At 35.8% G+C, this 16,051-nt stretch carries 15 protein-coding genes; 10 read left to right on the top strand and 5 right to left on the bottom strand.

All coding sequences use genetic code 11. The features are described 5' to 3' along the window. Positions 1-11: 11 nt before the first annotated feature. Positions 12-806 carry a DUF2711 family protein gene (locus HMAT_RS05100; RefSeq protein WP_104381701.1) on the bottom strand — a complete coding sequence of 265 codons (795 nt, stop codon included), beginning with the start codon at positions 804-806 and terminating at the stop codon, positions 12-14. Between the two features lie 80 nt (positions 807-886). After that, on the bottom strand, positions 887-1,729 hold the full coding sequence (locus tag HMAT_RS05105; protein ID WP_104381702.1) for a lipopolysaccharide assembly protein LapB: 843 nt from the start codon (positions 1,727-1,729) through the stop codon (positions 887-889). Between the two features lie 381 nt (positions 1,730-2,110). Between HMAT_RS05105 and HMAT_RS05110 the strand changes: the two genes are divergently transcribed. After that, the gene (locus HMAT_RS05110) at positions 2,111-3,223 is read left to right on the top strand and encodes a TlpA disulfide reductase family protein (RefSeq protein ID WP_104381703.1); all 1,113 of its coding nucleotides are present in this window, start codon (positions 2,111-2,113) and stop codon (positions 3,221-3,223) included. Positions 3,224-3,472: 249 nt separating this feature from the next. Here HMAT_RS05110 and ligD read toward each other — a convergent pair whose 3' ends face one another. Continuing rightward, positions 3,473-5,476, bottom strand: a complete 2,004-nt coding sequence (gene ligD, locus HMAT_RS05115; protein ID WP_104381704.1) for a DNA ligase D — start codon at positions 5,474-5,476, stop codon at positions 3,473-3,475. A 123-nt stretch (positions 5,477-5,599) separates the two neighbouring features. On the opposite strand from ligD, the gene HMAT_RS05120 reads away from it, so the two are divergent. Together HMAT_RS05120 and xth are read left to right on the top strand one after the other, a co-directional pair. After that, positions 5,600-5,899 carry a hypothetical protein gene (locus HMAT_RS05120; protein ID WP_104381705.1) on the top strand — a complete coding sequence of 100 codons (300 nt, stop codon included), beginning with the start codon at positions 5,600-5,602 and terminating at the stop codon, positions 5,897-5,899. Positions 5,900-5,905: 6 nt separating this feature from the next. Then, positions 5,906-6,682 (top strand): exodeoxyribonuclease III, encoded by a 777-nt coding sequence (gene xth, locus HMAT_RS05125; protein WP_104381706.1) that lies wholly within the window; start codon positions 5,906-5,908, stop codon positions 6,680-6,682. Positions 6,683-6,844: 162 nt separating this feature from the next. Here xth and HMAT_RS05130 read toward each other — a convergent pair whose 3' ends face one another. Continuing rightward, positions 6,845-9,130, bottom strand: coding sequence for a hypothetical protein (locus HMAT_RS05130; RefSeq protein ID WP_104381707.1), 2,286 nt, complete (start codon positions 9,128-9,130; stop codon positions 6,845-6,847). Between the two features lie 237 nt (positions 9,131-9,367). Continuing rightward, positions 9,368-9,625: a hypothetical protein gene (locus HMAT_RS05135; protein WP_104381708.1), complete on the bottom strand. Its 258-nt coding sequence runs from the start codon at positions 9,623-9,625 to the stop codon at positions 9,368-9,370. A 268-nt stretch (positions 9,626-9,893) separates the two neighbouring features. Between HMAT_RS05135 and HMAT_RS05140 the strand changes: the two genes are divergently transcribed. The 7 genes from HMAT_RS05140 (at position 9,894) to HMAT_RS05170 (ending at position 15,955) form a co-directional block, all read left to right on the top strand. Next, positions 9,894-10,220, top strand: a complete 327-nt coding sequence (locus tag HMAT_RS05140; RefSeq protein WP_104381709.1) for a hypothetical protein — start codon at positions 9,894-9,896, stop codon at positions 10,218-10,220. A 42-nt stretch (positions 10,221-10,262) separates the two neighbouring features. Beyond that, positions 10,263-10,916 carry a hypothetical protein gene (locus tag HMAT_RS05145; RefSeq protein ID WP_104381710.1) on the top strand — a complete coding sequence of 218 codons (654 nt, stop codon included), beginning with the start codon at positions 10,263-10,265 and terminating at the stop codon, positions 10,914-10,916. Positions 10,917-11,208: 292 nt separating this feature from the next. Next, positions 11,209-11,388, top strand: a complete 180-nt coding sequence (locus HMAT_RS27700; protein ID WP_104381711.1) for a heavy metal-binding domain-containing protein — start codon at positions 11,209-11,211, stop codon at positions 11,386-11,388. Between the two features lie 28 nt (positions 11,389-11,416). Next, entirely contained in the window at positions 11,417-12,769 is a 1,353-nt protein-coding gene (locus tag HMAT_RS05155; RefSeq protein ID WP_104381712.1) for a hypothetical protein, read from the top strand. Positions 12,770-12,787: 18 nt separating this feature from the next. After that, positions 12,788-13,606, top strand: a complete 819-nt coding sequence (locus tag HMAT_RS05160) for a hypothetical protein (RefSeq protein WP_104381713.1) — start codon at positions 12,788-12,790, stop codon at positions 13,604-13,606. A 105-nt stretch (positions 13,607-13,711) separates the two neighbouring features. Further along, complete coding sequence (locus HMAT_RS05165; protein WP_104381714.1) at positions 13,712-15,493, top strand: serine/threonine-protein kinase; 1,782 nt, start codon at positions 13,712-13,714, stop codon at positions 15,491-15,493. A gap of 111 nt (positions 15,494-15,604) precedes the next feature. Next, the gene (locus HMAT_RS05170; protein WP_104381715.1) at positions 15,605-15,955 is read left to right on the top strand and encodes a hypothetical protein; all 351 of its coding nucleotides are present in this window, start codon (positions 15,605-15,607) and stop codon (positions 15,953-15,955) included. Positions 15,956-16,051 lie beyond the last annotated feature (96 nt).

A 16,051-nucleotide genomic window follows, 5' to 3' on the forward strand; every position in this document is an offset into this window, starting at 1 on the left:
TAATTCTTGTTTTATATCTCAACCGTGTATTCCCAATAATGTTCTGTCTTGTCATTACAGAGAAAACCCTCAAACAAATCGCTTGCGATAAGTTGATCCATTTTTTTATGATCCGTTGCGATGAGAAAGAAAAAGCTATCCCATTCAATGGTAAACAGAATTTCTTTATCAGCCGAGTATAGGTAATAATCTTTGCCGCCGATCTCATCACAGAATTCATATTCAGTTAATTGGTCAAGATCCACAGTTGTGGTATTTTCATAAAACTCGTCCGTTATCATGATCTGATTCTTTCCCAAGAGTTTGAAAGCTTTATGGATAGCCATCTTTGAAAGCATACCAAACGCACCTTCAGTCGGGTGGTAGATACTTTCGCGATCTGTATAATTATTAAGCTTTTCCATGAGGTCCGGTCTCGTAAAATTTCGGTTTAGCCCACCTATAGAAGTCCTTAGGGCCGTATTAAGTTCCGCACAGCCCGTCAGGGTTGAGCCGTTCACGATATTTTTCCAAGGTATTGCTTTAGCCTCCCTAAAAATATCTTCATCGGAGGGATATCGTTCATTGTCGTAATTATAGATGTCCCTATTCGCTTCTGGAAGGTTTTTTAAAAAATCAATTTTCTTCAACGCCTCTTCATGTGATAGTAGCTTAGCCTTTTTTAGATTACTTTTATCAGTCTCCTCTCTGTCAAGTTGAAAGAAGGGGAGGAATGCAATGAAAATGCTGTCATAATGATCTTCGAAATGCTCTTTTATTGCACCTTCATAAGGGTATAACTTTTCCTGGTCAAATATGTTACCCATAAAATATTGATTAAGTATGAATAGCCTTTATTTCAAATTCAATATATGTAATTTTGCATTAGATGACTTGTGCAAATCATTTATTTACAAAGTGATTTCAGCTTTTCAAAATCTTCATCTACCTCAAAATGGGGATCTTTCTGGAGGTTTAGGGACAATGCTTTTTTTAAATCTTTGCAAGCATTGCTTTCATCACCAAGATCTAAATAAATGGCAGCTCGATTAAAGTAACCTATGGCATAATTCTTATTTAATTTTAAAGCTTTCTCTATTTCCACCAGTGCATCTTTAGGTTTATTGGTTTCTCTATAGAGATTCGCTCGATTGTTATAAAGAATATGAAGGTTAGGCTGATTAGGAAATTCATTTAGTATTTTATCATAGTCCGCAAGCGCTTCGTCAAATAGTTTTAATTCCTTTTTAACGTTTATCAAATTTGCAAGCGACTTAAAATCTTTTGGAGATATTTTTAATTGTGATATTAGGTCATTTTTTGCATTCTCATAATCTTTTAATCTGATATAAGAATATGCCCTGTCAAAATAAATGTCTGGCTGTGATGGATTTATTTCAATTACCTTCGAATAGTCAGAAATTGCTTTGTCAAATGTAGCAACTTCTTTATAAGCACCCGCTCTAGCATAGAGCACATTAATGTTATTAGGGGATAAATCCAGAAATTTTGAATAATCAGCTATTGCAAGATCGAAATTTCCACGAAACCGGTAAATGTTGCCTCTATTTGCATAAGCTCCGGGTGAATTAGGATACAGATTTATTGCTTTATCGAAAGCTGAAAAAGCTTCGTCAAATTTTTCTTTTTTAGCATGTTTTATACCAAGCGCATTTAACTCATCTACAGTCTGGGCGCTTAAACTTTGACAGAACAAAAGTATAACTATGAACGATACTATTTTTTTCATTTTTGGGAATATATAAAGCTAGATATTATGGTTTTACAAAGCTAATATACAAAAAGTACAATAGGTTAATGCGCAATGCCACTAAATTTGCCTGATCTTCAGAGTTTTCTGCCAACTTCGCCATTAGAAGTAGTTCTACAGAATCGAGTTGTTACGGCGATAAGACTTTCAATGGACTATTGTTTGGAACAGAACAGCACAGAACAACTCCGAGAATAAATGAAAGCTGGAAAGTTTTAGATTGCTTTACCGTCCCGAAAAACAGTTCGTGTTTCTGAATACCAAAGGTAATACCTAACCAAAGAGATATTTTTTTTCTGGGCGACTTGCTTTTCTGGTCTATAACTAATAACTTAGTTGATGTAGGTCTAATTCAGAATTATGAGAAAATCAACAGTATTATTAGCTATAATTTCATTATTATCAATTCCTTTGGTCACTATAGGACAGAGTAGTAGCAACTTTACGATTCAGGGAAGGATTGACACCGTTCCAAATGCGAAGTATAGGATCATGTATAAAAATAATGAAAAGGTAATTCATGATTCTTTACAACTATCAGATGATCGAACTTTTACTTTTAGTGGCAATATCGGTGAACCAACCCGTATTAATTTTATTATTGACAATGACTTCAATAAACGATTGGTAAAAGATCAAATTGTCTACTCGTTTTGGGTCTCACCGGGGGATCGGTTAGACTTTCATGGTCTAACAGGTTGGCTCTCGGGCCCTAGAGAAAATTTGAATATTGACGACAACAAATATAAATTGAATGGTTCTGCTTTAGATAAGTCGGCGATAGCTTACAATGAAAACCGAAGAGCCGTATATCTTGCAAATAAAGACCAAGAGAATAAAACGGCGTTAGGAGATAGCATTTTAAGCAAATTTATCCAAAGTAACCCTAACAATTTCTACAGCCTGGATCTTTTGAACCGATCCTTTCCCTCTTTGAAGGGACAACCCGCCTTGGTCAATACATTATATAATGCGCTTTCAAACGAACTCAAAAATAGTTATACAGGCAAGCTATTGAACAAAAAGATAATGGCGCATCCTCATCTTATAATTGGTAAAGATCTTCCCACATTTGAGCTCTCCAACGCTGAGGGCGATCTCGTTAATCTTGAAGATTTTAGAGGTAAATATGTTCTGGTGGATTTTTGGGCGAGCTGGTGCGGTCCGTGCCGAGAAGAGTTTCCCTACCTGCGATCGCTGTATAACGAATACAAATCAAAAAACTTTGAGATATTGGCCGTATCCATTGACGAATCACGGGCGGACTGGCTTTCAGCTATTGACAATGATAAGCTATCATGGACTAATGTATTGGACACAGGAGGCTTCAGCGGTGAACTTTATCAGGTTTTTGGCTTAAAAGGAGTTCCTGACAACTTTCTTTTGGACAAAGAAGGGAAAATTGTAGCACGAAATCTTAGAGGTAGCCAATTAAAAACAGTTTTAGATAAATTGATTCTACAAAATAAGTAGGGATTCGTCTATTTACGATTTTTTTTGCCCTGTCCTAGTAAATGTAAGTTATAAAAAAGTGAAGCTTGCCCGAACTTCACTTTATAACACGCCGAAAATCCTGCAAGATCTATTTAGGACTATGGTTAAATGGAATTCCCTGATTTTCCACCTAAAAAGCTTTCTAATCCAGATGCTGTATACAAAATGCTTAATATAATGAGTGAGAAATTGGAAGTTGCGTAATTAGACTTTGGCCTAGTGAAGTATTTAAATCAATGCTCTCATTATTGTTCCATTTTGGATAGTAATTTTCTCGTCATTAAGGTCGTGAAAAAGCTCACCTTTCTTTTTTATCCTTATCAAAATTTCATCCATGGTAAATTTATAACGATCGAGACCTGGTTTAACTTCCTTCCAGTCTAAAGGCGTACTTACAATTGGCACGTGATAGGGCCTGACGGAGTACGGAGCTGCCAAGGTGTCCCCATAATCGTTCTGATTCGCATCAATATAAACCTTGCCTTTTCGATGATTAACTGTTTCGATTCTAGTGCTGATATCGGGAACTAATTGATGAATTTCATCAGCCAGTCTATTTGCGATAATCCTCGTCTGTTCAAACGAAAAACCACTGCAGGGAATATAAATATGCAGCCCGGTTTTGCCGGAGGTCTTGACAAAGCCTTTTAGTTTATGTTTGTCCAAAACAGACTTGGTTGCAATAGCTACCTGAATAGCCATTTCGAAACCCTCATTCTCGGTATTTTTTGTAACCGTAGGATCGAGATCAAGCCATATATAATCCGGCTGGTCCGGATGTTGGATCCGGGATGCCCGGGGATTAATATCAACGCAACCCCAATCCACCATCGTCAGTAGCGTCTCTACATTATTGCAGACCAGATAATCAATCTGATCCCTTTTGCCAGCTTTCTTTACGCGGCGCCGGTCTGTAAATACTTCAGCGCAGTCCGGCTGGCGGTTTTCCATGTCTTTGATAAAAGTAGTCGGGCCGCCTGCCCTTGTAAGTTTTAGATTCAAAGATTGGGGTCTATCCTGGAGGTAAGGTAGGATGTAGGGAGCAATTTTATTGTAGTACAAGATCAGATCTCCTTTAGCAACACCTTTCCAAAGTTCTCGGCCGATATCATGAAGCTGAACAGTACAGTGTTTCATCGGGAAGTCGGTTACTTCCGATCCTTCAAAAGACTCATCGACTCGCTGCCAATTACTATCCTTGTTTAGATATTTTCTTGTGCTTTTCTTCGTTAGGGGCTTCTTCGGATTTGATTTTGCAACAGGTTTTTCTTCTGCTACTTCATCCTCAATTACATTTGTCGATTTTGGAACTTCCCTTACAACTTGTTTTGGTTTCTTATCCAACCTGAAACCCAAAAATGTGGCCGGCTTACGGATTCTCCCTGTCTTCGTCCAGGTGGCAAACTCAAAGTTGGCAACCAGCTGAGGCTTTACCCAGTGAATTTTGGCTCCCTTAGTATCTAGTACTTTATTTACAAAAGGAGATTCCTGGGTTTCTATGGCTTGTAGCTTTTTAAGGATACCCGGCATTTCCTTGTCTTTGAAACCGCCACCGCTGCGACCGATCCAAGTGAACTTTCCATTTTCATAAGCACCAAATAAAAGACTTTTGAAAGACCTGGCTTTATCAGATTCTGCCCAACCGCCGACCACAAATTCTTGTCGTTTGCGGGTTGGTGTTTTCAGCCAATCGTTGCCCCGGTCACCTTCGGTATATACACTATCTTTCTTCTTGGCAACGATTCCCTCTAGGTTTAAATCCAGCATTTGCTGATATAAAGCCGGCCCATCATCAAAACTTTCACTGTATCGGAAAACATCATTGTCCTTAACCAGTATTTTTAAAAGCTCTTTTCTTTCTGTTAGCGGAAATCCTCGCAAATCCTGACCGTCCATCCATAACAGATCGAATACGCAATACTTGATTGGCAATTCATGCCCGTTATAGAGCTGCAACGCATCAAAATCCGGCTCTTCTTCTTGATTGAATACAACTACTTCGCCATCAATAATAACGTCGTGTTTTAGGCTTTTAAGCGCTTTTTCAACCAGAGGATATTTGGAAGTATAATTTAGCCCACTTCTTGAATCCATGTGTACTTTTCCTTTTTCAACGAAGGATACAATACGGTAACCATCCCATTTCACTTCATAGAGATAATCGTCTCTATCTATCGGTTCTTTAATAAGTGTACAAAGCATCGGTCTTATGCGGGCTGGCATCTTTTTCATAACACGACTTTTCTGGTAAACACAAACCACGTGCCTTTAGTTCTTCGAAAGCCTGTTTTGTTAATATCTTAAAAGCTTCAAACGCTATTGGTCGGCGTTTGTTCTATTCCAAAAACAGTTATTATGACAGACAATGAAAATAAAAAGGATGCAAAGGACCGCAATCAGGCAGCTATCATCACATTTACAGGCATTCCAGTGACCAATAACCAAGGAGGAGAGAAATACTTTGATTTTGAAGTTGGCCAGGAGGGAGAGTATGGACAGTATGCACGAATTACAATGGATGGTTGCCAGCTGATTTTAGACGAGCATCTTGCTTATGTTAAAGGAGATCTTGCGGAAGAATGGCGGGAGCCTGCTATTGCCAAACTTATTCTTTTGCTGGAAGTAGACCTAAACCGAGATGGCAGCTTTCAATAACACTAAATGAAAATAGCAACATACAACATCAATGGTATTAATGGGAGACTACCTGTATTGCTTCGATGGCTAAAAGAAGAATCTCCGGATATAGTTTGCCTTCAGGAATTAAAGGCTCCACAGGAGCGCTTTCCGATAAAAGCCATCAACGACGCAGGATACCAAGCAGTCTGGCATGGAGAGAAAAGCTGGAATGGCGTAGCTGTTTTATCGAAGTACGAGATTACCGAAGTGACAAGGGAATTACCTGGCGATAAGGAGGATAGCCATAGCCGGTACCTGGAGGTTATTATCAACCAGATATTGATCTGCTGTCTATATCTGCCTAATGGCAATCCTTATCCAGGGCCTAAGTTTGAGTATAAGATGGCTTGGATTAAACGTTTGATGAAACGGGCAAAAGCATTACTGAAAATGGAGGTTCCGGTGATCATTATAGGTGATTTCAACATTATCCCGACAGAGCAGGACGTATACAAGCCGGAAAAGTATATTGAAAATGCGCTATTCCGGATTGAGGCCCGAAAAGCATTTAAACAGCTTATTGGCCAGGAATGGATGGATTCGATCCGAACACTTTTTAAAGACCAAGAAGTTTATACCTTTTGGGATTATTTGAGAAATGCCTATGGCCGGAACGCCGGGTTACGGCTGGATCATATATTGCTTAGCCCGCTAATAGCACCACGGTTGTCAGAAGGAGGAATAGACCGTCATGTTCGTGGATGGGAGAAAGCAAGTGATCATGCACCGGTATGGATAATGTTGGACGATAAAAAATAATTATTGCTGCAAGTAAGAAATCAAAAATGAACTGTTTAAAGAAGCTGGATCACAGGAACTCGAAGACAAACGAGCGATGCAAAAAAAGCTATAGTTGATATTGCTGGGTTTGTATACCGATGAAAAGGCGGGTTTTATTCAAAAGCCATATGAAGGTGTTCTTCATGGATTTACTCGAAACTGAAAAGTAGATTTCCCGAAACTCCCGTCATCCGATATACCTTCGACAAGCCCGTAAAATAAACTATTAATATCAGAGGTATAAAATTGAAGGGTAGCTTCGCCATTCTCGTCCGTAATGATATTCGGAGCCCAAAGCAGTGTATTACGATAGTCCGGCGCCGAATCTTGTTGTTTATCATAATCGGGTTCGTAGAACGCCTTATGTCGATAGTAGCCTTTTGTTCGAACTATTCCGAACATTTTCATTAGTTCCGCTTCACTGTATTTTGGAAACTCATAAACAATACGTTTTGTGTTTGTCGAATTAAAGCTGAAAGGGTGGGAGTTGGGCGGATTAGGACCATCCCATATGATATATGTTTTTCCCTCGACAGGCAATTCGTCACCATCACCGCCTGGACAATTTAACCACGCTCCATGAGCTCGATCAGTATTATTTTGGTATTTGGCCAAACTGTCCAGGTACCCGATATATTTATCGCGAAATGTTTTTTGCTGCCGAGCGCTAATAAGCACTTCTTCCAATTTTATCGAGCGATTGGACAGACCTGGCAAGGTGCTGTCTTTGATAAAGGTATCCCTAAATGATTTAAAAGGATATTCAATGCGTTTCCAAGGTTGGATTTTACGTATTTGTTGAAATGGATCGAGGATCTTCAATTCCATGTCCTCCGGTTTGCCAAAATGTTTGATATAGACATCTCTACCAATCAGCATATTCTCGGGCGAAATTTGAAAGATATGGCTGTTATCCACTTGTACCAATTGGCTTTCTCTCCGGTGGGCATCAAAAAGCATAATCGCTTGCTGGCTTCCTACCTTTTCTTTCTTTACGTGAAGTAGCTGACCCGTGACAATTTCAGGAATTATTTCATTAATTTTTAGATTTCTATCAGAAAGGTATGATCCACTCCAATTATAGGAACGCCATCCCTGGGTAAGCAACAACAAATCCATTGCTTGGTGACGGTCAGACTTGCTCGCGTCAAAGTAATAGCTTGGGTTATGAATTTTGCCTCTAATCTGATTGGAAATCAGAAAATGTGTCTGTATATCTTTTTGATCTGAGGGGTCATTATATAAACGATCATAGACCATAGCCCCCAATTGAGCAATGACGGGTTTCCCATGCTGGTCTTGAGCCTTAATTTTTAAACTCAATTTATTCCTTCTACCAGCGTTTTCATTAGAAATTTCTGTGGTGACGATAACCAATTTATTGGGTTTTATATAGAACAATCTTTCGGCGATGGGGATAATTTTGTCGTTAAAAAGTGTTGCTTCTGAGATACCTGCTGGTACATCGGTCAATGGCAATTTTATTACAGTACTATCTTTAATTTCACCGGAAGCCATTACAGCCGGAAGACCACGGTTCTGCACCTGCAGATAGAAGCTTTGAGGTCTCCCTACATTGTAAATCTGAAAGGCTAAACTGTCTTCTTGGTTGGCAATCAATGAAAAAGTCATACCTTCCCGAACAACCTCGGGCAATGAAAAGCTCTTTTTGTCATAAGGGCTTTCTAGCCTAACGTTATAGCTTCGGCCCGCTGTCGGTATGATCTGAAAACGGCCCATCCCATCATGTATGCTTTTAAAGGAGCCTATTATCTTATCATCCTCATAGATATTTCCCGAAACGTTTATTGGATCTCCTTCTCTAGCTGTTGCTTTAAATGCAACGGTATTCCGAACACCGGCAAGCAGAAGGCCTGCTTCTGGAAAAAGGTTGAATTCGGCTATTTCTTGAAGTGGGGTCTCTATTGCAGTTTTTTTCTTCTGTACTTCAAGTTCCTTTATGCTTTTGATGATCTTGATTTTCCGGCCATCTATAAAGCGTTTGGATTCCCCATTCAGTGAATGGGAAGTATATGCACATAACCAATAAGCACCTTCTCTCAATGCGTTATCGAGATAAATATGGCCGGTACTAATTCCCCCCTCGATTGGATATAGCTCTTCCCAAACAACACTGTCCGTTTCCATCTGTACCAATTGTACATATAAGGTCTTATCATTTGAGGATAGCAGGAGATGCTTCTGGTCAACGGAATAGGCTTTAAACCAGAGATCTTCCATGGTCTCATAAATATCTTTATTGGTACGCAGGTAAATCGAGGTACCATTGTTCTTCGCAGCCAAGCTCTCCAGTTTCTTTGCCAAGGAATCTATTACAGTTCTTGAATCTTGTGCATAGAGTAAATGAGCTGAAAACTGCCATATAAAAACCAGAAAAATGATCAAGTTTATTTTCGCTATATTCATTGAGTTCAGTTTTAGGCATATAATTATTGAAATTATTTGCTTTTTCCTCCTGTTCTTTGCTTCTCTATTGTATTCTTTTATCTATTCGAATTTAAGTAAATATTCCTTCTCATTATTGATTCGCAAATCTGGAAACTTAAGATTACATAAAGTGCCCAATTCCTTGCCAAAAGTTAGTTCTAGCTTTGTGATTTCCTCAATTTTAGTGATCACCTCCAAAATAGATCCACATTATCATTACTCATAAACCTTAGCTCCTTTGAAAATATCAGCAAATGTTGACCACACAGCTGTTTCAGCATCTACATTTGCATCTGTATTATCATAATATCCTTGGATATCTTCAGCATATGCCGCTAAAGCTTCCAGAAAATCAGGTAAGGTTTTGTTTTCCCAAGTTTCAGGATGTTGGAGCAAATCCTGGCGCAACCAATCTAAAAATTTGATGAAGCTTTGTCTGTCTCTTACTTTCAATTCGTACAATTGATTAACCATATAATTTTTACTTTACCGTCCATAAGTTTTCTGTCTCAACCCACAACATCCCCATCAAAGACCTCAAAAATAGCCTCATCATTGGTATCATAAATACCCCACGGGTTTTCAAGAGATATTTTAACGATCTTTCTTTTTATTTCTTTCCCTGTTTTGCTAATTGATATCTCAACACGGCTATTCAATATTTGTCCAGGAACAAGTGTCCACAATTCTTTACCACGTGTTTTAAGATTTGTTTAAATTTAACATAAAATAGCAGCGTTAGATGAAGCTTTTAGAATTAATTGATTTTTTTAGGGATGGTGGTTCGTTCAAAGAATTCTGCCATCTGCAGTCATTACATGAGGAATCTGAAGTGATTGAGATTTTTATGGAAATCCCATTGGATATTCATAATGAATTGAGATATTTTGAAATCGAGAAAACAGGAGGGAGTATAGAATATTCAGATAATGGAATCAATTACTATAGTTTATTTGATTTTTATTATTTCTTAGATGCCATTGACGAGGCAAATAATAATCAAAACAGATCCCTTTCTAATGAAGAACTGGCAAAATTACTCTATAATTATGCGATTCATGATGCATAGGGAAATAACTCTATATCACTTCCAAAGTAAATAGTGGATATAATGAAATTAAGTCAAATTAGTCTGAGAGCGAAATTTGTACAAGGTAAAAATTTTAAAGTGTTCAATGAAGAATGTTGGAGCATTGCCGAAATGTATTGGTCATTTCTTCGTGAATATAATACAGATGATGTCAGGAAATGTTTGATTTCGGTTGGAGAGGAACCTGCAGAAGTGGATAAAATAACATCATATCAGGGATTCCGCGAAGTTTATAAGCTAATAAACTTTGACCAGTATTTTGAAATGAGTGCATGTGAAAAGAAGTCTTTACAGCTTGATTTGATTCATTCCGGAATGATAACTATTGGTGAATTGGAAAAGTGGGATACTGAGCCATTAATAAAAGCATATAAATACTGTCTTGACAGCGATTTAAATTATAAATTCTTTATAAATAGTAAATACAAACTCTCACCAAATCGTCAATGGAAATTAGGACTTTGGTGCGAATGGGAGATTAACTGCTTTAGATTATTTTGGGTTTTATTTGACAAGAATGGTATGGAAATCAATCGGAATTTGATTACAGAAGGAGAGCCTAGCGATGGTGAAATAGTTTATTATTTAGATTCCAAATGGGATGACAACAATTATATCACTATTCGTAATAAATCGAGACAAAATATAGAAATGTGGAAAATTAGAATTTTATAATAAAGCAATTCTTCCGCCATGTGAATTTTTACCTTGGGGTGGGTAAAGTTCTTTGGGAAAGGCGGTTTGCAGCTCCCACAGAATCTGGCGGACAACGAACAAGTCGTGGTAACCAATACGATTAAGGGGTGGGCTACGGTTTTCCGTAAGCAACCAACTTTATAAACCACTAGCTTAGTCTTACAAAGTGTGTAATAATCTAGATAGTTAATATTGACAAACATATTAATTCAAAATAAATAATTATATTCGGCTTGGGTATTAACCATGCCCGATTGAAAAGTAGCATGCCATGATAGTAACCACTACCAATTCCATCGAAGGGAGGGAGATTTCACGATATAATGATTCAATAGCTGCCAATGTTGTCATCGGCACCACTGTCTTTAGCGATATCCGAGTGATTCTTTGGAGTCCTTTAGAGTCTCCCAAAGGTATTCTCATCTTAACATCTATAAATTTAAAATTCTAATAAAATTTGATATTAATTGTAATACAAAATGAATATTAGCCAAAAAGAGCGGATATTGAAGGGTATAGAAGATATCCTTTCTTTCAACTTTGATAAATTGATTTCTGATAACAATAAGACTGATAATATTGAGGACATCTTCTTTAGAAATTATAAAGCTAGCGAATTTAAAGCATTATATGATAGGACGTTCAATCAATTAAAAATTGAATTGGAACAAGGTTTAGGACTATTTCTTCCGAATGTAATAAATACTGGAAGTGAGTATGGAACAATTGATATCAATAATGAGATAACTACTTTTTTTGTTTATTTACAAGTATTCCCTCATAAAGATGCCGCTGCCGATGTTTTAAATAAAATAATTTATTATGAAATATTTCATGGATTTTGGGATAAGTCTTCTATTAAATTTCATAATCTAAGGGGAGTTGATTTAGTTGGAGCAGAAACTAGGGTACAACTACTGTCCAAAATATTAGAGGAGCGTGTTACTGAACTTAAAAATTTAAAGGACGAAAGTAGTGAAGAATTTGAGAAAATAACTAAACTGATCGAAGACTTTACTTCTAAAGCAGACAACATTCAGGACTTGCATAAAGATCTATCAATTAAAGGGAATGAAATAAATCTTCTATTGGGCAAATCAAATGAATCTATGCAAAGTATTGAGGCAATACAAAAAGAGTCAAATAATGAGCTAAAAGAAATTAAAAAATCTAACGAACATTATGAGGAAGAATATCAAATTAAGCTTGAAGAATTTGATAATATAAATGCTAAAATTCTAAAACTGGAAACAGAGAATAAGAATTTAAACGATGAAATCAAAGAGAGTCATGAAAATATTAAATCTCAAGAAGATACTATCACTAAACTGATTGGTATGGCAGCGGATGGTAGCCTCGGATATAAATTTAATGACCGAAATGAACAATTATCAGTTAATGCAAGATGGTGGATATTGGGAACATTTTGTTCTGTAGCTGCTACAATAATATGGGTCTATCTTGTATTTACACATTTACCTTCGAATATTGGAATTGAATGGATTAATTTAATCATTAATGCTATAAAAACATCTCCTGGCTGGTTTTTAGTAGCCTTCTGCGTAAACCAGTACAAAAAAGAAAGAAATTATCAGGAACAGTATGCATTTAAATCAGCTGTAGCGATGACTTTAACCTCCTATACCAATATGTTATCTGACGAAACTCCAGATAAAATGAGTGTGAAAGACAGTCTTTTAATCCAGGCAGTATCTGGTATTTATCGAGAACCATCTCTGGAGAAAGAAGAAGTCAAAGTTCCAGAGAAGGCTTTGGAAAAAGCTAAAGAATTATTGCAATCCACAGCAGACTTAATAAAAAGTGTAAAGTAAATTTTCTACGATTATTTTATGTTGGGACACTCTTACTATGATTTAGCCAAAGATTTTATAGTTCCTATTATAGGATCAGTCTTAGGGGTTTTAGGAGCTTTTTTTGTCTTAAAACATCAGCTAAAAAAGCAAGCGCAAGCAGAAGAAGAAAAGGCCAATAGTCAATATCATTCGGTAAGGAGAATATATCAGAGCAACATTCAATCTTTAATTGTTGAGCTAGATAAAATTCATTACGCCATTGAAAAAGAATACAAAAGATTAAGTGATGAGAATTTTGATTTTAACCCCTCAGTACTGAGCTTTAGACCACAGTCCTTAAAATTACTTTTAAAACTTGATTACGAAAATCACTTCACATCGCATTTAGTCGCTGGGTTTGATAGTACAGAGCATTTCAATTTGTCATACAAGTCACTGATACGGTTAGATCTATTAATTGACAAAGTAAACAACGATGTTGAAAATTATCACCACAAATTTTCTAAAGTTTTGCAGGAGAACCACTTGCTTATAAATAGTATATTACAGCGTAAATCTGTTATTTATATAGGCATAAGAAAGATTATAAGGGAACAGTATCAATCTTTGGAAGAAGGAGAAAAAGAAACGGCTCTTTTTCAGCACACCGTTTTTAAAAAATCTTTAAAATCAGAATTCTTACACAGTCCGCATATTGATTCTGAATATACTGAAAGCTTTATAGAAGAATGTAATTTAGCATTAAATAAACTATTGGAGTTGTCGGTTGAAGCTAACAAATTGGAGGAGACCTTTTTCACATTTTTAGGTGAATATGATAACTTGAAACAGAATTTAGAACTGATAAATAAATAGAGTTTTGTTTCCCTTAAATTATGAGATTTGGATACCAATTAAAAATACATACATATAATTGAAAACCAATACAATATATAGTTGATTGTAGTAGTAATTTAAAACATGTTTAAAAAGAACGAAATCATTGAGTTTGGAGGAACCCAATATAAACTCAAAGAGCAAAAGGGGAGTGGTGGTTCTGGTACTGTTTGGACAGCAGAATCCAATGGGACTAATTTTGCAATCAAGTATATCAATTCAGAAAATTCTGACAAAATAGCACGCTTTAAAAGTGAAATATTATTCTGTAAGAATACGGTTCATAAAAACATTGTTAAAGTGATCTCTGAGGGTATCCATAAGGAAAAACCATGTTATATCATGCCCTATTATTCAAAAACACTAAGGGATATAACTGATTCAGAAACCGATGTTGATACCTTAATAAAGTATATTTTAAGACTTTGCAACGCAGTAAAATTTATTCATAAAAAGGGAGTGCTTCATAGGGATATAAAACCAGAAAATATCCTTATTGAAGGAAACGAATTGGTATTAGCAGATTTTGGTATAGCTCATTTTAAAGACTACCATCATACAAAAAAAGGCGATTGGCTAGCGAACCGTAATTATATGGCTCCTGAGCAAAAGTTAAAAAACAATGCTAAAAATATTGACAAAGCAGCTGATATTTATGCTTTAGGTTTGATTATAAACGAGTGTTTTACAAAGCAAAATCCCGCTGGCTCACGCTTTAAGTTAATAGCAGATGTTTATCCGCTATTTTTTGAAATAGATAGTCTTGTTGAAAATATGATACGTCAAAGGCCGGCGGAGAGGTATAATATAGAGACAGTCGAGGCACAATTAAAGTTTCTTTATAAAAAAATAAAATATGAAATTGATGAAGTAGTATTTTACCTTAATGAGGATATAGCCCCAAAGTCCGTTAACAAATCTTTAAAAGATCAAATTGTAAAAAGGGCAAGCCAAGATATTCTATTTGGAAAATATGTCTTGCATAAAATCACTGATCAACAGTTAAGATCTTATAATCACAATTGGCATATGAAAATAACATATTCTGTTGACGATCTTTTATTCAACCTATATATTCAGGAGCAGATTTTTGCATTATGTAAGGGAAAGTTTGAATATGAGAGTAATATTTATCACGCAAATAATTGGTATGTGCCTCTGGACCTGAAAAGTAATTCTGAGCATAAATTACTTTATAGCAGGATGACTGAATTTTTAAACAAATACGATCTAAATGAATATGGCTGGTCGTTATTAGATTTATCAGGTAAAATATTAAAATACTTCTCTTCTTGTGCTGATTATCATTGTCGAGAAATTTTAGATGCTATTGCCGAAGAAATCAAGAGAGCAGAATACAGTCTTAGAAATGCTCCTATTTTGTACATTGTATCCACTTTAAGGTATGGAATAAATAAAAATCTAGAGATTTTTTTAAATGGTTTCAGTGGATTAGCTGGGACGTTTGAGCTTGATTTTGAAGAGCATATTTTTATTCATTGGCGGCATGCACAACATTATAAATCTAATGACGACGGAGATGGCTTATTGGATAAATTCCATTTAGAGAAGGAAGAAGAAATATATATCATTCTTTCAGAATTTCAGAAACAATGGAACATAAATTATTATAAGTTAGATAGAGATTATTACTCAATAAAGTTCAAAACAACTCTTCAATATGAGAAATTTAGGAAGTATGTTCTAGAACTATCCAAACCTCATTATATTTTCGAGGGAGATGTTTTAGATATAATAAAAAACCCTATTTACTTTGGAAATATGGTAGAGTTAAGGATAAGCAGTGTATTCGAGATAACAAATACAATAGCTCAGATTGTTGGTTTAAAAGAAGTTTATGCTTAATCAATATGAGATTTTAATCTTTTCCGTGTTTATAGGGATTAAAAAGATAATTTAATATGTTGAAAGAAAAGTTAAAATAAACTTTTCTTTTATGTATAAAGAATAAGAAAAATGGAGTTAGAAAAATTTATAAGAGATTTGAAAAAAGATTGGGTTAAAGTTGTCGAGGAAAGTCAACGGATCCAATATATCGAGATTAGTGGGGCTTTTACCTTTTGGAACCAAAATAGGAGAACTTCTCCCTATACAACACTTTATGGTGATGAACTAGCTGAAAAACTTGACAAAATCATAAGAATAGAAATTCGGCAAGAAGGTGAATATTATCCTGTTTGGACAAGGGAAGATGGGATAATAGATTTAAATGAAAAGTTTGTAAGATTAAACGGGCGATATTACACCATCCCATTTCTCGAAAACTTAATAAATAAAATCGATGAGTTCAAGAGATTAAATATTTAGATTTAAAGGTAGCAAGTGACATTCATTTTTAATAGAAAATGAATTATGATTCAAACATTATTAATAAAAAGCGGTTAATCAGAGCCAAGAGTTATA

The sequence above is a fragment of the Sphingobacterium sp. HMA12 genome (genome assembly GCF_002933815.1).
In the GTDB taxonomy this organism is placed as follows: domain Bacteria; phylum Bacteroidota; class Bacteroidia; order Sphingobacteriales; family Sphingobacteriaceae; genus Sphingobacterium.